At 61.0% G+C, this 23,075-nt stretch carries 20 protein-coding genes and 1 tRNA gene; 6 read left to right on the top strand and 15 right to left on the bottom strand.

Annotated elements, in window-relative coordinates; genetic code table 11:
• Positions 1 to 37: 37 nt before the first annotated feature.
• From AC0L2O_RS28950 to AC0L2O_RS28930, 5 genes are all read right to left on the bottom strand, one after another.
• A complete protein-coding gene (locus tag AC0L2O_RS28950) occupies positions 38 to 940 on the bottom strand; it encodes a replication initiator protein A (protein WP_473372127.1) in 903 nt (300 codons plus the stop codon).
• Positions 941 to 943: 3 nt separating this feature from the next.
• Complete coding sequence (locus AC0L2O_RS28945; protein WP_085398892.1) at positions 944 to 1,222, bottom strand: helix-turn-helix transcriptional regulator; 279 nt, start codon at positions 1,220 to 1,222, stop codon at positions 944 to 946.
• A 124-nt stretch (positions 1,223 to 1,346) separates the two neighbouring features.
• Positions 1,347 to 1,868, bottom strand: a complete 522-nt coding sequence (locus tag AC0L2O_RS28940) for a DUF2285 domain-containing protein (RefSeq protein ID WP_473372126.1) — start codon at positions 1,866 to 1,868, stop codon at positions 1,347 to 1,349.
• Positions 1,869 to 1,926: 58 nt separating this feature from the next.
• Positions 1,927 to 2,109 (bottom strand): transcriptional regulator domain-containing protein, encoded by a 183-nt coding sequence (locus tag AC0L2O_RS28935; RefSeq protein ID WP_204513416.1) that lies wholly within the window; start codon positions 2,107 to 2,109, stop codon positions 1,927 to 1,929.
• A gap of 159 nt (positions 2,110 to 2,268) precedes the next feature.
• Entirely contained in the window at positions 2,269 to 2,547 is a 279-nt protein-coding gene (locus AC0L2O_RS28930; RefSeq protein ID WP_473372125.1) for a DNA -binding domain-containing protein, read from the bottom strand.
• 107 nt (positions 2,548 to 2,654) lie between these two features.
• Here AC0L2O_RS28930 and AC0L2O_RS28925 point away from each other — a divergent pair, with 107 nt between their 5' ends.
• Positions 2,655 to 2,936: a helix-turn-helix domain-containing protein gene (locus AC0L2O_RS28925; protein WP_473372124.1), complete on the top strand. Its 282-nt coding sequence runs from the start codon at positions 2,655 to 2,657 to the stop codon at positions 2,934 to 2,936.
• A 163-nt stretch (positions 2,937 to 3,099) separates the two neighbouring features.
• Here AC0L2O_RS28925 and AC0L2O_RS28920 read toward each other — a convergent pair whose 3' ends face one another.
• From AC0L2O_RS28920 to AC0L2O_RS28875, 10 genes are all read right to left on the bottom strand, one after another.
• Positions 3,100 to 3,420, bottom strand: coding sequence for a DUF736 domain-containing protein (locus AC0L2O_RS28920; protein ID WP_007605948.1), 321 nt, complete (start codon positions 3,418 to 3,420; stop codon positions 3,100 to 3,102).
• Between the two features lie 551 nt (positions 3,421 to 3,971).
• Positions 3,972 to 4,454, bottom strand: a complete 483-nt coding sequence (locus AC0L2O_RS28915) for a hypothetical protein (RefSeq protein WP_473372123.1) — start codon at positions 4,452 to 4,454, stop codon at positions 3,972 to 3,974.
• Between the two features lie 141 nt (positions 4,455 to 4,595).
• Positions 4,596 to 5,519 carry a DUF2493 domain-containing protein gene (locus AC0L2O_RS28910; protein ID WP_473372122.1) on the bottom strand — a complete coding sequence of 308 codons (924 nt, stop codon included), beginning with the start codon at positions 5,517 to 5,519 and terminating at the stop codon, positions 4,596 to 4,598.
• A gap of 330 nt (positions 5,520 to 5,849) precedes the next feature.
• Positions 5,850 to 6,911, bottom strand: a complete 1,062-nt coding sequence (locus AC0L2O_RS28905; protein WP_473372121.1) for a DUF7146 domain-containing protein — start codon at positions 6,909 to 6,911, stop codon at positions 5,850 to 5,852.
• Positions 6,911 to 11,233, bottom strand: coding sequence for a strawberry notch-like NTP hydrolase domain-containing protein (locus AC0L2O_RS28900; RefSeq protein WP_473372120.1), 4,323 nt, complete (start codon positions 11,231 to 11,233; stop codon positions 6,911 to 6,913). The genes AC0L2O_RS28905 and AC0L2O_RS28900 overlap by 1 nt, the downstream gene beginning before the upstream one ends.
• Before the next feature lie 184 nt (positions 11,234 to 11,417).
• Positions 11,418 to 13,535: a ParB/RepB/Spo0J family partition protein gene (locus AC0L2O_RS28895; RefSeq protein ID WP_473372119.1), complete on the bottom strand. Its 2,118-nt coding sequence runs from the start codon at positions 13,533 to 13,535 to the stop codon at positions 11,418 to 11,420.
• Between the two features lie 83 nt (positions 13,536 to 13,618).
• A complete protein-coding gene (locus AC0L2O_RS28890; protein ID WP_473372118.1) occupies positions 13,619 to 14,599 on the bottom strand; it encodes an ArdC family protein in 981 nt (326 codons plus the stop codon).
• Positions 14,600 to 15,097: 498 nt separating this feature from the next.
• Positions 15,098 to 15,280: a hypothetical protein gene (locus AC0L2O_RS28885; RefSeq protein WP_473372117.1), complete on the bottom strand. Its 183-nt coding sequence runs from the start codon at positions 15,278 to 15,280 to the stop codon at positions 15,098 to 15,100.
• A gap of 1,043 nt (positions 15,281 to 16,323) precedes the next feature.
• A complete protein-coding gene (locus AC0L2O_RS28880; RefSeq protein ID WP_204513406.1) occupies positions 16,324 to 16,590 on the bottom strand; it encodes a DUF3551 domain-containing protein in 267 nt (88 codons plus the stop codon).
• Positions 16,591 to 16,964: 374 nt separating this feature from the next.
• Positions 16,965 to 17,321, bottom strand: a complete 357-nt coding sequence (locus tag AC0L2O_RS28875; protein WP_473321641.1) for a hypothetical protein — start codon at positions 17,319 to 17,321, stop codon at positions 16,965 to 16,967.
• Between the two features lie 1,125 nt (positions 17,322 to 18,446).
• Between AC0L2O_RS28875 and AC0L2O_RS28870 the strand changes: the two genes are divergently transcribed.
• The 5 genes from AC0L2O_RS28870 (at position 18,447) to AC0L2O_RS28850 (ending at position 22,520) form a co-directional block, all read left to right on the top strand.
• Entirely contained in the window at positions 18,447 to 19,352 is a 906-nt protein-coding gene (locus tag AC0L2O_RS28870) for a hypothetical protein (protein WP_473372116.1), read from the top strand.
• A 6-nt stretch (positions 19,353 to 19,358) separates the two neighbouring features.
• Complete coding sequence (locus tag AC0L2O_RS28865; protein WP_473372115.1) at positions 19,359 to 19,970, top strand: hypothetical protein; 612 nt, start codon at positions 19,359 to 19,361, stop codon at positions 19,968 to 19,970.
• A 664-nt stretch (positions 19,971 to 20,634) separates the two neighbouring features.
• Positions 20,635 to 20,710 (top strand) — tRNA-Ile (locus AC0L2O_RS28860).
• A gap of 661 nt (positions 20,711 to 21,371) precedes the next feature.
• Positions 21,372 to 21,959, top strand: a complete 588-nt coding sequence (locus tag AC0L2O_RS28855) for a hypothetical protein (RefSeq protein ID WP_473372114.1) — start codon at positions 21,372 to 21,374, stop codon at positions 21,957 to 21,959.
• Between the two features lie 273 nt (positions 21,960 to 22,232).
• Positions 22,233 to 22,520: an HU family DNA-binding protein gene (locus AC0L2O_RS28850; RefSeq protein WP_473321630.1), complete on the top strand. Its 288-nt coding sequence runs from the start codon at positions 22,233 to 22,235 to the stop codon at positions 22,518 to 22,520.
• Positions 22,521 to 23,075 lie beyond the last annotated feature (555 nt).

The following is a 23,075-nucleotide window of genomic DNA, read 5'->3' as shown; positions in this document are numbered from 1 at the left end:
GGCACGAGGGTTCTGGTCCCTGATAGCACGAGCGAATTCACAGCTTATCCCCAGCAGGAAGGACGACGCCGCGCTTGCGCAGTCGCTTGCTCGACGGGCCGATGAGGACTGGTGCGAAATTCAATCGCTCTGCGCCATTCGGATGATGCGTGATGATGAGCCGATAGCCTGGCAATGTCTGACGACGGACGATCTGACGCAGGTCGTAGGCAAAGTGTTTGAACGGGGAGAGGCTTCCGGACTTCGCATGCAAGTGCACGAGATCGAAGCTCCAGCCGCCATTCTGACGGCCGCCGTGCTTGCGGACGAGGCGATAGAGCCAGCGCTCCAATCCACCTGTCAGATCGAAATAGGCCCGGTCAATCGTCAGCACGAGCGCTTCATCGAGAACGCCCGTGTAGAACCAATCGGGCAGGATCAGCTCGATTCCACGGGCATGCCCGTGCAGATCGGCTGTCTCTTTCCATTCGTTGATCCAGGAGAAGCGATGCCGCCGCCGTTCGCTCGGCTGGCGGATCGATGTCATCACGGTGGTCGATTGCAGCCGGTCGAGCGCAGCCTTCAGGCGGTCGTAGTCGCGCACGCTGGTGCCGCGGCCGATGAAGCTCAGGATCTCGTAAGGGGTCGCTGCCATCAGCCGTGACGTTTTCAGGCCGGCATCACGGGCTTCGACAATCTGCGAGGCAGCCCAGATCAGAACGTCCGCGTCCCAGATCGTCGCCATGCCATGTTCCGGCACGGCTTCGACACGAATGGTGATGGTGCCTGCGCGGAAATCGATGGGAACATTGCGCCTCGATTTTGCCAGCGAAAAGAACGGGTAAGCCATCAGGTCTTGTGCGTCCCGGGGCGCCAGATCGCCAGGGAGCGCACGAAACAGATCGAGTTGGGCGCGCTCTGACCGCCGCCTGCTGCTCGCAGTAGAGTTGCTGTCCGGCATGGGTCAGCGCCGCTCCTTGCCGGCATAGGGAACGGGTGTGTGCCGTTTCGCGGGCAGGACCGTGCCTGTGCCGGGATCGCTGGTGGACGTTTTGGCGCCGCGGTCAACCCACGCCTTCAGGTCCTCGAGCGCATACACAACGCGACCGCCGAGCTTGCGGTAGGTCGGGCCTGTCCCATAGGTGCGGTGCTTTTCCAGGGTTCGGCCGGAGAGTCCCAGAAAGCGCGCCGCTTCGGGCGTGCGCAGGTATCGCGGCGGCAGGCCGGCGTTCGGATCGGGCATTTGCAAGGCTCCGTGCTCGTCTGGAGCGCGGCCGGCTCGGGCCGCGCGTCGACGGTCACGATGGCGCAGTCGGAGTGCTTAGGGGGATGCCGAAGATCAAGCGATGATTTTCGGCACCCCTGCTCTACTCCTTACGAGACGAGGGACGTAGCAGTGCGCGATAGCCACCGCGCATCAGAGCCAAGCCAGCCTGCACCAGGCGGATGGTCCGGCTGCGCAACTCGTGGGTTTTCCAGGCGCGCTCAGGGATGCGTTTCCGGCCGAACAGCACCTCGGCGATGACGCGATAGGAAGCACCTTCCATGCGTCCATCGAGCGCTCGCAGCACCAAGACGAGTCGTGCGCGCCGCTGCGCGGAAAGCTGATGAAGAGGAGGTCCCGGCCGGCGGCCCTTGATTGCGCGCCACAGCCGATGTGAGGCATGGGCGCGGATCTCAAAGTCCGCATCGAGCGGCAGTTCGGCAGCATAAGTGATGCCAAACTGCGGCGCCTCTTTCAGCCAGAGATGATGTTGTGCCCCTTGAATGCGCAATACGGCATGCCAGCCGTCAGATGCCTGTCTGATGGTGCCCGATGAAAGGTCGGTAAGCCGTAGCCTCGCGCCGACCGCTTTTGAGCCGGACGTGCTGCGAACGAGCGGCACCACGGTAGGCAACGCCTCAGGTGCCCAGAAGATTGTCTGTTGGTAAAAGGACCCCTGAGGGTCATGAGCGAAAGCAGACGCCCCATCTCCTTCGGAATTCGGAGGTCATCTGCGATCGATTTTCACGATAGGAAGCTCGATAGTTAGGGCTGCGCCGCAGTGACTCCCAGGCGAAATCCGCCATCTCGCCCGACTTGATAGCGTGCTGATACGCCTCCGGTGATCGCCAGTCGAACTCGGACATTGCTGTTATCCCCTGCCGTAACTCGATTGCCGCGCAATGTTTATGAAGCTTGGGATTGTCGGGGAAGTCACCAATTATGCATTGCGTGATGCATGCAGGCGATCACGCGTCAGCGAGGAAAATCTGTTCTCGAGCGCGAATTCTTCATGACAGATTTTTCTATTTAGGCGCGCCGCCGCGAAGCAAGTCGCGGTAGCCGTGGTCTGCCATCCATTTTGCGCGGGCCAGATGACTATCAAAGGCATTACGGGCGCGAGCAGGTTCGCGATCCGGATCGATGTGCAACACGATCCGGGTCACTTCTTTCCAATCCGAGCCATCGGCTTCGGCATCAAGAAGTCGCCAGTACGTCACGAGATGCTGCTCGTCATAGGTCGTCAACACCGGCTCATGCGGCGCGACATCCGCGACATCGGGATCTAACGGTGGCTTCGTCATGTAGGCTTATGCGCGCACTTCGCTAATCTGCATTGTAAGCGAAACTTACCAAAATAGTTCGGTTATAGCCAGTGGTTTGATGGTCTGCCTAATGGCTGTTTGAGCGCATGAAAGCTCGTGCGCTCGTGGCCTGGAATGTGCGCCGGATCCGCGTGGATCGCGGTATTCCGCAAGAGCAACTGGCCTACGACGCCGGGATTGACCGCTCATATATGAGCGGCCTTGAGCGGCAATCTGAGAATCCGACAATTGATCTTCTCGACCGAATCGCCGAGACGCTGGGTGTTCATTTATCTGAGTTCTTTGTTCAGCCACCCAAGGGAGCGGCGACACCCAAGACATTGCCTAAGGGTCGCAAGTCAGCGCGTCCACGTTCCAAGAAGCAATAGCGTTGGGCGAGTTCAAGCCACGCGGACAAGCGCCACGTAAGTGCGTGTCTTAAACTCGAAAATCAACTGACCAAGCCGGCCCAGCTGCAGCTTTGCTCAGTCGGCATTTCTTCAAGAGGAAGCCCCGCCCGAGCAGTTCGGGCGGGGCTTGGTGGAGAGATTCTTACTCGCCGTTCTTGCGGGGCCGCGACCAGAGCAAGGTGTAGCCTTCGCCGCCTTCCTCATCGAACAGGTTCGCGTAGATCGGCGCGTTGAACGAGGGGTCGTCGAGCTTGAGCGAGAGATAGTCGCGTCCCTCTTCGGAGCGCTTCGACCAGGCTGCCCCGATCTCAGCTCGACCCACGTAGATGCGGTGGCTGGGAGCGTTGTCGTTGGAGCGGTTGGTCTCGGCGACGATGCGGACGCCCTTGGCCTGGAGGCTCAGGGTGATGATCTCGCCCTGGAAATCGTTGCCGACCTTTTTGAAGGAACCGATGTTAGCCATGTCTCTTCTCCTGTTGTGTTTCGAGCCCGCGACCACCGCGGCCTCGATGGCGATCTGCAGGCCGAAGACGATCGGCGACGCACCCGCTCGCGGGCCGCAGCGCAGCGGAGGACGCCGTTGTGGCGACTTTCTTGTCTCGCGAGGAATGGGCGAAGCCCAGGGGAAGAAAGTCGCATCAACGGCGTTGCGGCTCAGACGATCGAGGCGCAGCCGGTCTTCGGCCAGATCAAGCCATCAAAGAGGCCGCGTGGTCCGCGTGCTGAACCGCAATCTTGAGAAGACTGGCGAATCTCGGTTGCGCTGAACAAGGGTTTGGTACGGTTCGGCGCAGAAAGAGAAACAATCTGCCGCAAAGGGCGGTATCGTCCCGGAAGGAATGATCGAGCGGAGCGCGCCGCTCCACCGCAGCTATGTGGGCCGGACAGAGACCGGTACGGCTTGCTTAAGCGCCCCGAGGAGGGAACGCGGTTGCCTCTCCCTCAAGCTCGACGACTCCTCGTTCAACGTGACGCCTTGTGCCGTCTTGCTCGGCCGATGATGGCGACGAAGCCTCACCGCTCGTGGGCGGCGGCTGTGAGAACTGGTTCAGGCGCGTTCTCCACCACCCCGGCCGACTCCGACGGGAGGGTCCCCGCGAAAACGGTCAAGCGCGCCCATGCCGTGCCGCCGATGCAAACCGCACCTCCGCAAGCGAAGGCCTCGCGCCAAGCCAGTGAAGGCACCCCGATTTGCGAAAGGGCAAACACCACATGATAACCAGCGATTGCCGCAGGGACGGCGAACGCGGTTGCGATAGCGACGCGCAAGGTCAAGGACCGACTGACGGCGACGGCGACCTGACCGGCGGCAAGCGTCAGCGCACCAGAAGCAATTGCGATCAGCAGTGCTCCGAAGACGCCCGCGCCATCACGAAATGCCGACATCCCGACACTGAGTGCGACGAAAAACGGCAAAGCGTACACCGCGAGCGCAAAAATCGCCCAGCAGAACAAGCCGATGCCGAGTGTATTGAGAACAAGCCCAAGCGCGAGCATGGTGGTGGCTCCATGTGCATAGATGTACCGGTCGCGCCTTCCACCACCACCACGGCGCGGACTCGGACGTAAAATCGAAACGAGGCGGAGTTGCGGCGTGCAACTCCGGCCTGGTTGTCTCCAAGTCAAGCGCGACGGCGCTCACGCGCCGCCGAACTTCCAAACGGGAATGCCGAGCCGCTTCGCCTTGTCAGCGAGGTTGTCCTGAATTCCCGTGCCCGGGAAATGCATGACACCGATCGGCAGAAGCTCGAGCAGTGCATCGTTGCGCTTGAACGGCGCCGCCTTCGCATGCTTCGTCCAATCGGGCTTGAAGGCGATCTGAGGCACCTTGCGATTGGTGGCCCATTTCGAGGCGATCAGTTCGGCGCCTTTCGGCGACCCGCCATGGAGCAGGACCATGTCGGAGTGCTTGGCATGAACCTTGTCAAGGCGATCCCAGATCAAGTGGTGGTCATTGAAGTCGAGCCCGCCGGTGAGTGCGATTTTCGGCCCCGGCGGCAACATGACCTCGGTCTCAGCGCGGCGTTTTGCTGCGATGAAGTCACGGGAGTCGATCATCGCTGCGGTTAGCGTCCGGTGGTTGACCAATGATCCCGACCGAGGACGCCAGGCCGAGCCGGTGTGGACCTCAAATCGCTCGATGGCGTGATCCCGGAACAGTTCCAGGCAATTGCGGCGCTCGATCAGCGTGATGCCTTCAGCCGTAAGGCGCTCGAGTTCGACCGATCGCACTTCGGAGCCGTTCTGCTCGCGCTGGCTCTTGTGCTGTGCCTTCTCGTTGCCGTCGAGCTCGCGTTCGATGCGGTCGAGGGCCCGATGGAACAGGTTGACGGTCGACCAGAGCAGATCGTCAAGGTCCGGCTCAAGCCGCGTGTCGTTCAAGGTCGCAACCAGGGCGTCGAAGATGTCAGAGACAGCGCCGGCGATGATTTTTCCCTCGGGCAGCGGCCGTGGATCGGGCTGGTCGTCGAAGGGGCGGTAGCCGAAGAGCTGAAGTTCGGTGAGGACGTGGTCGATTGGGGAAGAGGCATGCGGCGGTTCGATAGCGTCATGGTCGGTCATGGGAAGAGGTCCTTTGCCGAATCGGCCGCGACCATCGCGGCCTTCGTGGCGATCCTCTGACGGCGGGCGGACCGGGCCAGAACCCGACAGGGCCGAAGCGACAGCGAAGGATGGCGGAGGCCGGCTATTTTGCTTCGCGATGCAAAGCGCGCGGCCAACTGCATGATGTTTCTTCACATCGCGGGCGCGCGGCGGAAAATAGCCGGACGCAGCCATTGCCGGCCCGGGCCGCTTGCCGTCCGATCGCCCTCTAGAAGGCCAAGGTCGCGTCCTTTTCCGGCAATGGCGTCACCTATGATCGGTCTATCAACGTCGATCGAACACCGGGAGCTATTCCGCGGCCACCGTGGACGAATGCAGGAAGCGAACGACGTCCTCTGGCACGAGCTGAAATCGCAAGGCTGCTCGGAGGGCATCGAGACCGAAGATGTGCAGATCTTCGTTGAAGTCGCCCAGCCGCGGTGACAGCGGGATCGCTTCAACGCCGGCGTCCTCCGCGCGCTGGGTGAGAATCGCCTTTACGGCATCTCCGGCCGCATCGTCGTCGCGGGCGATATAGAGCCGTCGCAGGCTCGAGGGCAGCAACATGGCCGAAAGGTGATTGGCTGAAAGCGCGGCCGCCATTGGCATAGTCGGCAGCACGTAGCGCAGCGACAGCATGGTCTCAATGCCCTCGCCAGCAGCGACCACGTCGTCCACTACGCCGAAGCGAACGGCGTTGCCGAGCAGGTCGCCCATGGCCCGACGTGGCGTGTCGATCGGAGCCTTACCAAGCCGCACGCGATCAAAGCCATCCGGGTCGAGCCAGGTGCGGTGCACGCCGGTGATCCGGCCATCGAGGTCTGTGACGCGGGCGATCATCGCCGGCCAGGTTTCGGTCGCTAGGTGTTCGTCGGGCCGATAGTAACAGCGTGGGTGGAAGCGAAGGCTGCCCCCATGGTGGATGCGGACGATGCCACGACGCCGCAAATAGGTTTCGGCCAGCGTGCCTTCGATAGGGCTGGACGTCGCAAAGAGCCGACGGGCGGATTCTTGCGACCCGGTCGGAATTGGCGAACGAACGGGTTTCGGAGCCGGCTGCTGCGCTGGACGAGGCAGCCTCAGAAAGCGCCTCGCTTCCTCGGCGACCTCACGAAAGTCGCGCAAGGCGAGGCTTTCGCGAATGACGTCGAGGAGGTCGCCATGCTCACCGGTCGCAGCATCGGTCCACTTGCCCGCCGGCCCCTTCGGCGATTCCTGGAGCCGCACGAACAGTGAGCGGCCTGGGGTGTTGTGGACGTCGCCGACCACCCAGTACCGCCCGGCCCGCTTGCCATTGGAGAGATAGTGTCGGCACACCGCCTCCGCCTCGCGCGCGAGGCGGCGTGCCAGCTCAGAGGCATCGCGGGACATCACGCGGCCTCCCGCTCGCTGATGCACGCGACGGGATAGTGGTCGAGCACCTTCGCCAGGATCTCGACGCCCCTTGCGTCCGTCGGCACGAACATGCGGAGCTTCCAAGAGATGATCTCGCCAAAGAGGCCGTAAGCCCGCAAGCGATCGCGCATCGTGTCGATGAAGCCCGACAGCTCGATACGGTACGCGCCCATCACCCGGGCGCGGCGAAGCTGGAGCCCCTGCGCAAGCTCGAGGGAGGTCCGTCCTTCCATCAGCGCGGCAAAGGCAGCCTCCGGCGTCAACACCGGAGCGTCTGCCTCAAGGACGTTCGCAACCCAGGTCGCTGAAACCTTGCGGCCGATGATCCGCTCGCCCGCATCGGTCTGAAGCCAATAGACCCGTGTCGACTCGTTCGGCAGCCGCTTCCAGATGGGCAGCAGCAAGCCGGCCACGACGTGGATCGTGCCTTCCGTGAACTCGGGGACCTCCGCCAGCTCTGCCAGCCAGGCCGCGGCGAAGCGTTCGCGGTCAGCTTCGCCCCAATGGCTCTCTGCCATCATGTTCAAGGGGACGTTGTGCTGCTCCATCGGCCGGATCAGGCGGACGCGCCGCTCGATCTCGCCATCGTCGAGCATTGCGCTCGCCGCCGGAACCTGCACGGCGGCCCGTCCCGAGCGCTCATTGATCAGCAGGACGGCACGAAGATCGGAAAGACGACCAAGAGCGTCATCCAGGCTCACAGGATGATTGCGCAGGCGCTGGGTGATCGTGAGAAGCCGGGTCTCGGCGCCAGTGCCGGGATGAACGTAAATCGTCCGCCGGTCGGTGACGACAAAGCTCTCGGCCCGGAGCGTTTCCAGCCCGAGGTCATAGGTGCCCGATGCAACCGCCCCCTCGATCCGAGCCGTTAGCAGCTGCTCGAAGACGGTGAACAGGATGTTCTGAAGATCGATCGTGAGCGCGAGCAACCTGTTCAGGAAAGTCGTGATCGGCGGCAGGTCGTCCCTGAGCCCATTGGCATCGGTCAGTTTCAGGCCGGTCGCATCCTCAAACCGCTCCAGCGAGCAGCCGCCGACCTTGCCGCGCGCCAGCAGTGTGTAGAGCTGACGCAACGCATCGCGGCCGTACTGGCTTTCGAGATTGTCCTCGGGCCGGAACAGGCCCTGCCCTCCCGTCTGACGCTGACCACGCGTAATGGCGCCCAGCGTATCGAGCCGGCGGGCAATGGTGCTGAGAAAGCGCTTTTCGGCCTTCACGTCGGTCGCGATGGGGCGAAACAGCGGAGGCTGCGCCTGGTTGGTCCGGTTGGTACGGCCGAGCCCCTGGATCGCGGCGTCCGCCTTCCAGCCGGGCTCGAGCAAATAGTGGACCCGCAGGCGGCGATTCCGCGCCGACAGCTCGGCATGGTAGCTCCTCCCCGTGCCGCCCGCGTCGGAGAACACGAGGATCCGCTTGACGTCGTCCATGAATGCGGACGTCTCAGCGAGATTGGCCGAAGCGGCCCGGTTTTCAACCACCAGCCGGTCACCCTTGCGAATGATGCGGCGCGAGCGGCCGGTCACCTCAGCGACCATCTCGGTACCGAAGCGCTGGACGACCTGATCCAGCGCCCCCGGCACCGGCGGCAACGAGGCGAGCTTCTCGATCAACCGATCGCGACGTGCGACCGCCTCCCGGCTCTCGACCGGCTGGCCATCGCGATAGACAGGCCGAGAGCAGAGGTTGCCTTCAGAGTCGGTGAACGGCTCGTAGAGCTGGACCGGGAAGGAATGGGCGAGATAGTCGAGCACATACTCGCGTGGGGTAATATCAACCCGAACGTTGCCCCACTCCTCGGTCGGCATCTCGGCGAGCCGACGCTCCATCAGCGCTTCGCCGGTCGAGACAATCTGGATGACGGCGGCATGGCCGGCGTCGAGATCACGCTCGATCGAGCCGATCAAAGACGGCGTTTTCATTGAGGTCAGGAGGTGGCCAAAGAAGCGCTGCTTGGCGCTCTCAAAAGCAGATCGCGCGGCCGATTTGGCCTGGCCGTTCAGCGTGCCGGTCGCGCCGGTGATGTTCGCGGCCCGCATCGCCGCATCGAGATTGTTATGGATGACGCTGAACGCACTGGCGTAGGCGTCATAAACGCGAACCTGCTCGGGCGTGAGCTGGTGCTCGACGAGCTCGTACGCGACGCCCTCGTAAGAGAGCGAGCGGGCCGCGTAGAGACCGAGCGCCTTGAGGTCGCGCGCCAGCACCTCCATGGCCGCGACGCCTCCCTCCTCGATCGCCTCGACGAACTCGGCGCGGGTAGCGAACGGGAAATTGTCACTGCCCCACAAGCCCAACCGCTGGGCGTAGGCGAGATTGTGGACCGTCGTGGCACCGGTCGCGGAGACATAGACGACGCGGGCATTCGGCAAAGCGTGCTGGAGTCTGAGCCCCGCACGCCCCTGCTGGGAGGCCGGCTGGTCGCCGCGCTCACCCTTCTGGCCTGCCGCGTTCTGCATCGCGTGGCTCTCGTCGAAGACGATCACTCCGTCGAAGTCGGAGCCCAACCATTCGACGATCTGCCGAGCGCGCGAAAGCTTCTCGCCACCCTCATCGGTGCGCAGCGTAGCGTAGGTGGTGAAAAGGACGCCTTCCGCGAGCCGGATGGGTGTGCCCTGCCGGTAGCGCGACAGCGGCGTCACCAGCAACCGCTCCATGCCGAGCGCGGACCAGTCGCGCTGCGCATCTTCGATCAGCTTGTCGGATTTACTGATCCAGACGGCACGGCGGCGGCCCTTGAGCCAATTGTCGACAAGGATGCCTGCGACCTGCCGGCCCTTGCCCGCGCCGGTGCCATCGCCCAAGAACCAGCCGCGGCGAAAACGCACGGCGTTTTCTGCGTCGTCGCGTGCGGCCGCCACAACGTCAAAGGTCGCATCCACCGTCCAGGAGCCCGCAAGAAACTCGGAATGCGCCTCGCCGGCATAGATGACGCTTTCGAGCTGGGCGTCGGACAGGATGCCATCCGCCACGACATTGGCCGGCAGATGTGGCCGGTAAGACGGCTTCGGCGGCGCGACCGAGGCCATCGCGGCGGACTGCACGAGTTTGGTCGGATGCGAATGCGCGTCCGGAATACGGATCGCCTGCAGCGCGTATTCCTCGTAAAGCGCATCGGTGAGCCGCGCACCTTCCGGCGACAACCATTCGACGGTCTCGTAGGTGAGTTCAACGCCGTCTGGCGCACCGTCTCCCGAAGTGGACGACGGCCGTGGCGCAAAGGCGCTGATCCGCCGCAGCGTCGCAGGGCGCCTGGTGGCGTCGACCATGGCGGGGGCGGCAACAGCCAACCTTGGTGGCACATGCTGGCTCACCCAGTCGAGCAAGGTGGCGACATCGCCCGCCATGCCGAGCGAGGCCGGAAAGACTTTTGGGTCGCCGGCGGGCCGCTTCTCGATCACCAGCAGTCGTGTGTCGGTCTGCGTTCCGTGCTTGGCATAAACGGTGCCATCGATAGCGGCAGAAAACATCACCCTGCCGCGCTGCTGGAGGCGAACGAAGGCATCTCGCCATGCCGGATTGTCCGGCGTAAGGCTCGCGCCGGTAATGGCAACCAGACGCCCGCTATCGCAAAGACGCGCCAGGGATGAGGCGATGTGCCGGAAAGCCGCGTCCGCCATCCGTCGATCGACGTTCGCCAACGCGGAGAACGGCGGGTTCATCAAGACGACGCTCGGCACGACAGCCGGATCGAGGTGATCATCGATCTGGGCGGCGTCGAATCGCGTCACCTTAAGGTTGGGAAACAGTTCATCGAGCAAGGCCGCGCGGGTCTCGGCCAGCTCGTTCAATACCAATGCGCCGCCAGCAAGCTCGGCGAAGATGGCGAGCAAGCCGGTCCCCGCGGAAGGCTCCAAAACCCGATCGGACCGCGTGATGCCCGCCGCGGTACATGCGGCAAGCCCCAGCGGGATCGGCGTCGAGAATTGTTGAAGGGCCTGGCTGTCCTCCGAGCGGCGTGTGTGGGTGGGGAGAAGACTGGCGATCTTCGCGAGCATCGGCAGCATCGCGGCCGTCGAGCCAGCCTTGGTCCGGATGGCCGGGCCAAACTTGCGAAGGAACAGAACGGTTGCCGCCTCGCAGACATCGTAGGCGGCCTTCCAGTTCCAGACGCCAGCGGCGTCGGAAGCGGCAAAGGCAGCTTCCATGGCACTACGCAGGACAGCGGCATCGATGCGACGGCCGCGCTCGAGATCAATCACGAGCTGTCGCGCGGCCCTGACGGCGGCGGAGGTGCGAGTTGCAGCTGCACGCACAGAGAGCGGCGCGTCGGCAGCGCCGCCGGCGAGAGATTCGGTCATGACAGGGTTCTTTCGGAGAGCAGGAATGGGTCGAACCATCAGGCGCTCTCCTTCAGACCCGACGGCTCAAACCCTTCCAGGCCCGGCTCTCCCTCTCAGCCCTCGCCCATAAGAATGGGGACCGGCGCGACACACCGGTCCCCAAGCAATTGCCGGCACGGCCGGAGCCGTCCCTTCTACGATGTCACTCAGCTGCGTCGAGTTGTTGTGGATCATCTTCGCTCGCGTTGTTCCGATCCTCGTCATCGCTGAGGAATTCGGGCAGCGAGCTCGCTTCACTCTCCTGCTCCCCTGACGCCGCCTTGGGATCGACAAGACGCAGCGGCTCCGGCAGCCAGCCCGAGCCATCGAGAAGGCGCTCGGCCTCCTTGGCCATGTCGGCCTTCTTCAGGTGGTCGATCAGTTCCGCGGACGATCCGCCTGTTGCTTCCCGCACCGCCTCCAGAATGCGAGGCTTGGTGACACGGCCGAGATAGTTGTCGACGGAGGGCTTCCACCCCGCTTGAACCATGTCGAGGCCGACGGCGCGTGCCAGCACATCAGCCTGGCGAAGCCGGGAGCCAACCCCATGGGCGGAGACGCGGCCCTGATTGTAGCGGTTGGCCGGCTCATAGAGAGCGTTGACCGCAAATGACGCACAGTGGGCGAACAGGGATGCCTGTGCGGCGCCGTCGAGGGCTGTGAGCGCATCCCAGAGATCGTTCTCGCCCTTCGGCAACCGTGCTTTCCAGGACTCGTGCCGCGCCTCGACGGCCTTCGCCGACGCGCTTTCCCTCAGGCCAGGCGCTTGAGCCGGAAAGGCTGGCGTCCGAAGGCCGATCTCAAGACAGCTTCCGGACGATGCGAACCGGTAAAGGGCCGTCAGCACGAAGTTGTGCAGCACCGCCTGGAACGCAATCGCAGGATTTTCTGCCAGCGCATCCCGCAATGCCAGCGTGCGGTGCGCCGTCAGCTCGGTGATCAGCCGATCCGGCAGCGGTTTGGTCGCGTCCTCATCATCTTCTTCCGCGTCAGCGGCGCCACTCGCGACCGCGATGACCGTGCGTTGGACGGAAGGACCAGCCGCCTTCCCCTCGACCCATTGTGGGTCGGTGGCCTGCCCGACATCAGGATCGTCTGCCGGCACGTCATCCTCCGGCCGGACGTAACCCCGATCGACCGAGAGGCGCCCTTCGGAATCGATGCTGACGAAGACGCCAGCGCGGGCGATCTCCGCCGGATCGTAAATCATCGGCCGGTCCTCGAACGCGATCAGTGCCGTCTCGATTTCGCCGAGACGCTGATCGATCTCGTCGGGCAACTCGTCGGCATCCTGATAATCGGATTCAAGCTTGGCTTGCTCCGCATTGAGAGCGTCGAGGGTAGCCTGCTCCTCCGGGGAAAGATCGACAGGTTTGCCCTCGATTTCGCGCAGGCCCTCCGTGTGGCCGTAGGGGAATTCGACGGCAAGCGAAATCCACTTCCAGCCTTCCGCCGCAATCGTCTCGGCTTCGGCTTTGAGCTTTTCTGTCACGAGACGGTCGAGCAAGGCGACGTCCTGGAGCCAGCCGCCATCATCGTGCTCGAACAGGTCCCGCAAAACGCCGCCACCAGCCTGCTCGTAGGCATCCAGCCAAATGAATTGAACGCGGCGATCGGACGCGCGCACGGTATTTTCCGTGAGCATTCGCCGGATCTGATAGGGCTCGTCATAGCCGGATCGGCTGACGTTCTCCCAGACCTGCTCCTGCCTGGCCTGGTCGGCGGTAACAGAGAAGGCCATGAGCTGCTCGAGGGTCATGCCCTCTTCGGCATAGACCTCGTGCAGCTTTGGCGACACGGACGCCAGCCGGAGGCGTTGCTTCACGACGGCCGGTGTCACGAAGTGCCGGGCCGCGATATCCTCGTCGGATAATCCAGCCCCACTCAAGGTCTGGAATGCCCGGAACTGATCGAGCGGATGAAGCCCTATCCGCTCGTCATTCTCTGCAAGCGAGTCGTCTTCAGCGATGCCTCCCTCGCGCACGACACAAGGAACGGCCTGCGTCTTCGCCATGCGCTTCTGCTTGACGAGAAGCTCCAGCGCGCGATAGCGCCGTCCGCCGGCCGGCACCTCGAACATGCCGGTCTCATTGCCTTCGGGATCCACAACCGCCCGCACGTTGAGACTTTGCAGCAGCGTACGCTGCGCGATGCTTTCGGCGAGCTGCTCGATGGAGATGCCCGCCTTCACGTGCCGGACGTTGGACTGGCTGAGCACCAGTTTGTTGAAGGGAATGTCACGCGAGGGGGACAGCGTGATCTTTTGGACAGCCTTCGTCATATCGATTCTCCACGACGGGCGGCCGTGAGCCTCTCTCTCGGCCTCCAACCCGTCGCGAAAACCGCCGCTCCCCTCTCACTCTCTTACCCGCGGTTAGCGAGAAGAGCCTCACGCCGCCTCCTGCTCCCCCGCTCGGTCGTGATGTCGACAGTCACTTCCGGCAGAAAGCCAAGGAGATAATCCGCAACCTTGCTGGCTTGCGAAGCAGCTCGCACGATCGCGCGATTATCCTCTCGCAGCACCTCCAACCAGGAGCCGATATAATCGGCGTGCCGCACCGTCGGCACGATACCGAGTGACGCGCAACCGAACGCAGACGCGATTTCCGCAACCAACTCCTCAAAGGCATACTTCCTGGTACCAAAGCTGCCTGACAAGTCGCGGTTGAGACGTGACGGATGACCGCTGGCATGCGCCAGCTCGTGCAAGGCCGTTCGATGCCAATTGATCGGTTCGAAATAGGCTTGCGGCGGCGGCACCTGCACATAATCTTCCGTCGGCGCATAGAAGGCGCGGTTGCCGCCGATGCGGAAATCGATGCCGGTCGCCTTGATCAGAGCATCGACCGTCGGCTCGATCATGCCGGGTGGCGGTGGTGGCGCAGCGGTTACGATGTCCGAAGCCAGCCCAGCGCATTGATCGAGATTGAAAACGGTGAAGCGCTTCAAAAATGGAACAGCTTGTGCCTCCTCGCCGGTCTCGTGTGCGCGGCGCTTTTCGTCGACCGGCACAAAACGGTCGGCATAGACGACGATCGTGCCGCGCTCGCCCTTGCGGACGTGACCACCGAGCGACAGCGCCTGGCGGAAAGTAAGCCAGCTCTGACCGGTGAATCCACGTTCCGTGGCGGCACCCCAGAGAATTAGAATGTTTATGCCGCTGTATTGGCTGCCGGACGTGGCGCTTTTCGGCATGGCCAAAGGCGCCTTCGCCGCCGCGGTACCCCAAGGCTGCACCCACGGCACGCGGCCGGCCTCCAGCTCGGCGATGATCTTGTTGGTGATGTCGTCATAAAGGTTTGCCCGGTCCTCACCGGTGCGCGCCCGAGAATATTGCCTGGACATCGCGGATCTCCGCGACGGGGACCGCGAGCCTCTCTCGCAGCCTGTAACCCGTCACGGCAAAACCCGGCCAGCACTCTGACTCTCGCCGCTACCTGCGAGAATGCGACACTCTGCGAGGCAGCCCGCCTTCCATCGGAAGTTCATGGGAATTGCGTTGAGCTACCCAGGGCCGCAGGCCCGACCAGGCGTGCGCCAGGGGCGCATCGCCTCAAGGGAAATGGCTCCCGGAGAGCGTGAGCATAGCGACCCGAAGGGGCACGCGGGTCCGAGTGCAGCGACGAGACCGGTTCAATAGCGGCACCCGGGAACGGGGCAGTGATAGCGATCGCCGCAGGCGAGCCCCTTTTCCGAGTGCCCCCGGCGAGGAGCTCCGCATCCCCTGCGCGAGGGATCGACGCCGCACGGCCGAGACGCAAAGCGGCTCGGTTTACGAGAGCCCGGTGCGGCGACAGCCGCACGCGCGCAAGGGGAAGAACTCCGCTAAGGCTCGAGTCGGAGTCAGATTTCCTCGCGCGCATGCGTCTGCACGTCATAGATCCTGATCTGAAGCATGGGAAAACGTTTCTTCAGTTCTCCGCCACCTGCCCTGGCGCCGTCTCTGGTTGTAAATTCGGCTTTGAGCCGGCCGTCCACTTCAAGCGCGTAACCAGAGGCCGGCAATTCACGGTTGGCTGCAACCATTTCATTCCCATTGTGTGGTAAGTATCGGGAATGATGGATACCGTGAGTCGCCCGAACCACGCTAGAGCCGTCTGCCTAAGCGGCGTGGATCAGCCATTGCACGTTATGGGTTCGTCGATATCCTCGTCACCTGAATCTAAACGCGAAAAGCATGCCTTGCCTCTTTCCGGCCGCCGCAAGCAGTCCGGCACAGCCGGGCTCACGATTTTCCTTTGAAATTAAGCTCTTCAGGGGCCGGCTCTGCGTCCATCGACCGCCAAGCGCCATAGTGACGAGGACCGTGACTCAGGCCGCCGCATAAAGCCCCGCCTGCGCGACGGTTCAAAAAGCGTCGGAAGCAGGAAGACTAGCGCATCGAGCACGCCTGTCAGCAGGTCGTGAGTAGCTGGACAGGACCGATGGGGGTGGAATCCATTGCGGTAAAAAACATGTCCGCTTGCCGCAGCACGTGAGGGGCTCCCACAGCATGGCATCGAGCACCATCACGGCCAGCGGGCTGCCGCCTCCAAGCGAATGAACAACAAAACAAGGCAACAGCAGGTTTTTAGTCTGGATCACCGCAAATGCCAGTCCCACCGTGACCGCAGCGGACAGACTTTGACGCTCCTCGAGCAGATGGCGGGACGCTTCACGCGAACCGAACTCTAGGAACGGTTTCAGTTCGCCCTGACCCGGGGAGCACACGCAGAATGCGTCGAGCCAGGCAGGCCCAATAGGCCGGCTACAGCAGCGCTGCCGAAACGATACATGGCCATAAACACCTGTCCACGGGGAGACCAGCCTTATTGAGGAAGGACGAGCGGGTGAATGCCATGCGCCAGTCGCGCCAAGACCTGGCTGGAGGAACCCACTCCCTCCGGCCAGCAACAGACGCTCTGCGAGGCCGACAAGCCATCGCGCTCCAGGCTTACGTCCCGGTCGAACCGAGAGCGCGACCCTACTCACGCGGGATGTCAACCGGGCAGAAAGCTCAACGCTTAAGCTGCACAGCCGGCGCATCCATTTCCATGAGCAATAGCTCGATCACGCTTGTCGATCACGCGTCAGCGCAATTGCTGTCCTTGTCGCTGGAATGCGTAGGTTGGATTCATCCCGCAATAGGCCAAGGTACCGGATGCCGTGGCCATGCACTGGTCATAGGTCGAGAACTGGCAATTGCCCGGATATCCCCAGGCGCGTCCCTGCAAGCAATAAACGTCCTGCCGAGCCGGTGGAATGTACGAATGCCCCCGCGAAGCGGCAAGCGAAGGCGATCCGAAGCCGGCGAGGATCGGAAGTGCAAGCATACAAAAAACGAGAAGGTTGCGCATTGGACTGTAGCCTCCGTTAGATCTTCGAACAGAGTCTAAATGTGATGTTTTTAGTTTTGGTCAATGCCAAAAACACTTGGTGCACCGCTTGGCCGATCGCGTTCGAGAGAACTCCGATCCTCAGAGAGTCCGAGATTAGAGCAGGATTCCTGCGGCTTCTTAAAAAGCAGTGCAGCTTTCAGGCCTCAGAGGAGCGAAAACCCTGAGGGAATAGTCGACCCGAGCTTGCAAATTATCGGTTCGGGGTGATCCAACTCTAGGGCTCGGTTATCTCGAACGCCGAAATATCCCGCCCGTTTGAGCATGTATCACTTGAGAAGAGGCCCTCGAGCGGATCTGGCGGGGCCAGGAAGATTCAGCGAGCTTGAACTCTCCTAGGGCTTCGTCATCGGCCTGATCCGACGCAGCAGCGACTCGGCATGTTCCTCGCGCTCGCGCATGAAGCGCTCTTGATGGGCTTTGAAGCTCTCGATCCGCTTCCTGATCTCATCGCGCTCGCTGCCGCCATAGTTGGGAAAACTGAGCTCATGCGGCACAACGTCTTTTTTCAGCTCAGGCCTCGGCCTCTCGATCTCCACCTTCAGCGATTTGGTGAACGCCATCGTTTCAGCGACCAGCGCGTCGAGTTCCCTCTTCCAATCGTGCATTAACGCCCCCCGTGCGGCACCGCCGGGCTGGCGGGCCAATTCCGTAAAACCAACCAGCGACTGTGGCGCCGAGGCCGATCGCATCTAGATCGGCCCAATTCTATCCGATCATCCCTGAAAAAGGCCGCCGACGATCTCGCCGGCGGCCTTCCGGGTTGAAAATGCCATCGTGAATAAATGTAGTCCAGCCCCGGTGGCAGCGAGGATAGACTCGTAACGCGCCGTTTTCTAGTTCTACAGATTAGGTTGCTTAACGCAGCTCTTGCCGGATTTATTCAAGTCGGCCACGCATCGAGTGTCCTATCGCGGCCATGCCTGCAGTTGCAGGCGCAGTCACGCACCCGGAAAGATTTAAGTCGGCGTCTGTTACTCAAAGTTTGTTGTTGCTGACAACGTTCGAGAGGACAATTTGCCGGGCCGATCCTGTTCAACCGTCACGCGCTTACTTCCGTCACTTATTGAGAATGCCGCGACGTGGCCCGAAGTACGTGACTTCCAGCAAGACCCGCCCTACAGGTCGGCCGCTGTTGCTTGCCAGCCTAGTGCCTCTCACCAATGAGAGTGGGGTCGCCAAGATTCACGTTCAAATCAAGCTCGATCGTGGTGTCGTGCACCGGCGCCGCACCAAATCACTTAGCTCCGCCGACACGCTGCTCCCAGATCTGGGAAGATCGGTTCTCGGATCGGAGCAACGGGCTGAAATCTCTCTGACGCACACGTCCGCTGCTCCAAAGATCCCAGGTTTGCACAATCAATGCGGTGGAATTCATCGAAAAAGATCGCCCGAACGCCGAATTCGAGCGCCATCGCAACTTTGCACGTCGTGTGCTGCCGGCCACGAGTGGGTGTTACCCAAATCCGCTGGGTGTCGCACCGCTGTTTTCGCTTTTCTACCATCGAGTCGAAGTCGACGGTTCTGTGATTCCCGGTTTTGACATCAACTCGTGGCTGGCCCGGATAACAAGCCGATTTTCACGTAACCACGCATCAACTGCTGGTGCTGCACGGGCGCGAAACGCGCTCTGCACTTCCCAACAACCTTGCAGGACAATATGGAAAGATTTCTCCGGCCCGCCCGGACCGATCAACTGGTGGTAGATTGACCAATTCTGTTGATTATATCGTTTGGTGTGCGATGTTCCCGGAAAGCAAACCGGGGGCACAATGCTACGAGGCAATCAGCGATTCATCCTGTTTTTTGATCTTGCCATGACACCTCATCCATCAGATGCGCCGGCACTATCGTTGGCTGAGTTCATTCCTTACCTGAAGAAGAGGCAGGCGAGCGATCTTTGCTTCCAGGTGATTGATAACGAACGGCGCGTCATCAGGCTTTCGGCTCTGAAGGAGATCAAGCTCTCGAATGGCGCTGCGGCGATCGCGCTATTGTTTTGCCTTGGGGATCGGGACAAGGCCGATCCAGGCTTCACGAATTTCAAGACCGGAAAGGTCAGGATCCCAAAGCGCGCCGATGACGAAGCCGGCGGCCTTTCCGTCCATGCGGTGATCTCGCTGAAGCCTACCCAAAAAGGCGGTCATCTGTACCGCATGGTCTACGAGGATGTCTCGGGCTTTGGCCGTTCCTTGATTCAAGGATTTTTGCGAGCAGAGTTCAAAACGATCTCTGATGATCAGGGGCTCACGTTCAAGCGGGAGGGCTCAAAAGAGCCCTTGAAGACACGTCCGATGGTCGACTTGACCGGACACGCCTCTGACCGCCTGAAGGACTCGATCAAGGAAGGTCGGCTGCTCCACGTCGAGTTGATCAACTACCGCGAAAAGAACCTGGGTTTCGACGAATCCCAGTTCATTCGATCCGTGCGGCGTGACCTTAGCCTCTCGATCGCGAAGGCATTGCCGAAAGGTGAAGCGCTGAACCTTATTGAAAAACTGAAGGAATATGCGCGCAAAAACGACTATGAAGCGATGCGCGTCCGATGGAAAGAGCCGCAAGCAAGCAAAGCTCACAGTGCCAAAGTGGACACCGCCAGGGTCGATGCTGGAGAGGCCTTGTTTGTCAAGTCTGCTGAGGTCACACTGCGGCAGGCTCTGCCGGACATCTCCGACACGATGAGCGATGAACTGATCTCGAAGATCAAAAACTTCGTTGGATAGACAGCCATGTGGCGGATCCTCGTTCCTCTGCAGTATCTGAGGATAGCTCACCCCGAGAAGTGGAAGTTCGACTACGGCCTGCCGATAGTTCTGGGGGCGTTCTTTGCTCTGCCTGCCTTCTCATCCGAATTCGTGAAGGACGCTGTTGGGTCGCTGGACATCATCGGGAAGCTGAGCAACTTCCTCGGCGTACTGACCGGGTTTTTCATCGCTGCGCTGGCCGCAGTAGCGACTTTCGGCAAGCAGGAGATGGATGACCCCATGCCTGGCGAACCGCCTGTTCGGCTCGAGCACACGGTCAACACGGAGAGCTATTTTGAGAACTTGAGCCGTCGCCGCTTTTTGTCGTTCTTGTTTGGCTACATGGCGTTCCTGACGCTGGTGCTCTACGTGGTTGGTTACGTCTATCTCCTCACCGACAAATATTGGTTGTCTGAAGCGGCCGCGACTTGGCGCCCAACCATCTTCCGGGTTTTCTGGTGCGTGTACGTATTGGCCTTGGCGAACCTGCTATCGAACACGCTTCTCGGTCTTTTCTACCTGACGGATCGGATTCATCGACCGAACCGGGTCGCTCGATGGGGGGCATCGGACGGCCCCCCAAAAGCTGAGCCTTGAAGCGGGATGGTCGCAAAACCGGTGAGCTTAAGACCGCTCATTTGTTCGCCCTCAGCCGATGTTTCCAGGCGAGCGGAGCCATGCTCACGTGCCGATCGCGCCAAGCCTACCGGCGCCGTTACTTCACCTTCTGCAGCTCTAGGGCCGGCCCGCCTTTCGCACAGCGATCACGCCGTTGTTTAGCGATCTGCGGGTCATTCCAGCGCGCATGGTGTCGCGGTGCTACAACCTCATTGACACAGCTGCGAGAGCTGCCGGCGTAAAATGCGAGAACCATCGCAGCCTGTCCGACCCGGAACATCCCTCCCGGTACTCGAGGCTCGTGCTCGCATGATTTTCAGCTCTCGACCCGCGCCAACACTTGGCCTGGACGACCAGCTTCTCCGCTATCTCGCTGCCAATGTCCCGACGCGAGATCGCCGACGATACTGGTTTGGACAATCGAAACCGTGTCGCATGCACCATCCCGATTCCATCATGAGCTGTGGTCGATTTCGTCGGCAGCACGCAACGCCTGAACATGATCCTCGACGGGCGGCGCCTCGCGAGCTTCCACCTGCGCTAAACGTGATCTGCGAGCCGCCCAGTTCGCCTGAAGCGATATGGGATTGCCGAAATGCTGGTCGACCTGTAAACGATCCTGCGCAGACACCTTTCGGGGGTGGGGCCCGTAGCTCAATGGTTAGAGCCGGCCGCTCATAACGGTCTGGTTGCAGGTTCGAGTCCCGCCGGGCCCACCATTCCTCGAAAAATCAAAGCCTTGGTTCCGGGATGCCCGCAGGTGGGACATTTCGGTGAGGCATTTCGTCGTGTTTGTTCCGTCCTATCTGGCTGTGTCACGTCACGGCATCTACTATTTTCGATGGCCATTGCGCATTGCGGCTTCGCTCAAGCACAGGTCGTCGAGCGTAAAGGTTTCGCTACTAACCCCCGATCCGAAGGAAGCATTGCGCTTGTCACGGGCATCAAGCTATTCCGCTCAACAACTCGTTCATTACGGCACCGAGCGCGGAATGACATTTGAAGAGATACGAAGGCTGCTGACTACACACTTCAGTCAGATGTTAGCACAGCGCAAGCTACAGATACCCCCCGCAGCGCCCCGACAACTGTCCCGCATCAGCCAGCCACCAGACCTTCTTTACTATTCATGGAAACAGCACAACCGCGCGATCCGAGGGGCGAATCAGTTATAGTTCGCATATCTCATTCTAAGGGGAAGACAGGAATGTCGGATCACGTGAGGCATATTGGCGTTTCGCCGCCACCGCGCCCAAGCAGTCCCAATCCGGGCACTCACGTTCCTATTCGCCCCGCGCCGGCCCCATCATCGCCGCCACCGAAGAAGTGAGCGAAGGGACGGACTTATCGCTTGAAGCTACGACGGCGGGCAACGACGCGTTGCCCGATACCGAAGGTTACGTTTTTGGTCCAAAGTTTGATGCGCTTCGCTGCGCAATATATCACGTGGCGCGAAGAAATTTCTTCGACCTTTCCAATAGGCTTCTAAACTTCCTCGTTATCGTGCTTGGTGCAGGGGTTGCGGGAAAGGCAGCGAAACTGATTCATTTCGAAGAAGGCTGGCTGGAGTTTGGAGTACTTATATTTGCCACGGCTCAACTCACGTTCGACTTCGGGTACCGCGCGCGAACACACGAGTTTCTACAGAAAAAATACAACGATATGCTGGCCGAAATCGAACTTGATCCCAAGCCAAGCGAGAAGCGCTACAATGCAAAGCTCTTCACCATTGCAGGTGACGAGCCGATGCCGCTCCGGGCCTTAGATGCCCTTGCTTACAATGCAGCCTTGGATGCGACCACAAGCGACCCGGACATGAAGCGTCGCAACCGAGTGTGGATTCCTCCTCATCAGCGCGTACTTAGACACTTCATCGCGTTTCATGCCTATGAGTACAAGTTGGAATCTGAGCACGTTTCCATTTGGAAAAAGCTGCTCGGAAGGCGCAACCTCGAGAGCGCTGTATGACCCGTAGAGGCCCAACACAGGTCGACGAGCCGAAATCTCATGCCAGCGTTCGTCCTCCGCCAAAACGATTTAAAACAGCCAAGAAGACCAAGAAGGTCGCCAAAAAGAAGAAGTAATGGCTCACAGCATTGAAGGTCCCAATGCGCATAGCCTTTCTTTCTCAAGGGCTGAGAGATGGTGAAACGTAGTTATCGGATCAGACCGCCGCCTCGTCCCACGCGGCCCAAGCCTAGCACGCTGCCACTGCTCCCAGCAGGACCGCAGGCTAGGGTACTGAGCAAATCACAGCTGATCGAAAAGATTGCTGTCAGTACCGAACTTTCCAAGAGAGACGTTAAGAGCGTCATGGAGACGCTGACCGACGTCGGCCATAGGGAACTGAAACGGAGCGGCGTGTTCCTCGTCCCCGGCTTCGCGAAATTCGTGGTGGTCAAGAAACCCTCCACCAAGGCGCGCAAGGGCACCAACCCCTTTACGGGCGAAGAGATGATGTTCAAAGCCAAGCCGGTCCGGAAGATCGTCCGCGTGCGACCGCTGAAGGCCACTAAGGATGCGCTGTAAACAGATCCCCACGATCTGACGTTTTCGTGCAAAGAACCCGTCGAGCGGGAAGCTCGGCGGTTTTTTAACCACCAACCATACCTCATGCTCGGGTACGGCTTTCCGATTCCTCGCGACTTCGTCGATGATCGTTCAAAAGGCGATTAGTCCAACAAGCCGAAACTTCTTCGGAGATGCCTTCTTATGCGAGGCCTTCCAAGATCCTGGAAACGCCCATTTTGACTGCATTTTTGCGGTCGCTGGCGCATGCGGCTTAGGGGGCATACTTTGCCTGGTAACCACCCTTCGGACCTCGCCAATATCTATTTTGGATCAAATGATTTCAGGAGTTTAGCGGCGCCATAGGGGACGAACTATGCCCGGTGCCGCACCCAACGAGATTGTGGTCGGCTCGAGGCGACCGTTGCACCCCGTCCACTATACGCGGACACTTTCACGACGGCGTTTTGCTAGCATTATGCTAGTAAAACACAGCGCGATCAAATTTTCGTTTATCTTTTCAGAGGCTTACGTGGCACCCCAGGTGTGGAAAGGTAACCCAAGTTGGCAACCCTG

It is taken from the genome of Bradyrhizobium sp. Kon10, assembly GCF_055807395.1.
This window is presented reverse-complemented; position numbering and strand designations above follow the sequence as displayed.